Consider the following 503-nt stretch of genomic DNA (forward strand, 5'->3'; position numbering starts at 1 on the left):
AAAGTGAAACTTTAATCAGCTATCACCAATCGGGCTTTTATGAACAGTTGATCTCCCACCTAATTTCCTTGCTACAGCCTACAGCCGAATTTTGAGGTGGGAGTTTTACTGCCCGCAAATAGTGAGATAAAATAAAGTAAAAAGGCAAAAACTTCTTCAAATACATGTAGATATTTTTACCTTTCTACTCCTTCTCTCACCCCCTACCATTTTATTATAATGTTCTATCTTCACAGAACATCCGTTTCATGTATGGCATAATTTTATCCTTCTCTAAAGGGATGTGCCCTAATTGTTTATCAAAATATAAATCTAATTTAACTTTATTTACAGCATCTATCCTTTCTAATTCTTGTAATCCAGTTATAAAAGGCTCCAAATGATTTTTCATATCAAAATCAGCTGCTATATTTTGCAAGTAATAAATTGGCGGTACATAGCCTATCTTATTATAAAATGCAATAACATTTATTCTCTCTGCAAACGCATCTTTAATTTCTTGT

General features: G+C 32.4%; 1 protein-coding gene. It reads right to left on the reverse strand.

Annotation, left to right across the window (positions count from 1 at the left end):
• Positions 1–214: 214 nt before the first annotated feature.
• Positions 215–503 (reverse strand): hypothetical protein (locus RCF13_RS01840; RefSeq protein WP_308140779.1); only part of this gene is annotated, 289 nt, incomplete at its 5' end.

It is taken from the genome of Stenotrophomonas maltophilia group sp. RNC7, assembly GCF_030910085.1.
In the GTDB taxonomy this organism is placed as follows: Bacteria; Pseudomonadota; Gammaproteobacteria; order Xanthomonadales; family Xanthomonadaceae; genus Stenotrophomonas; species Stenotrophomonas sepilia.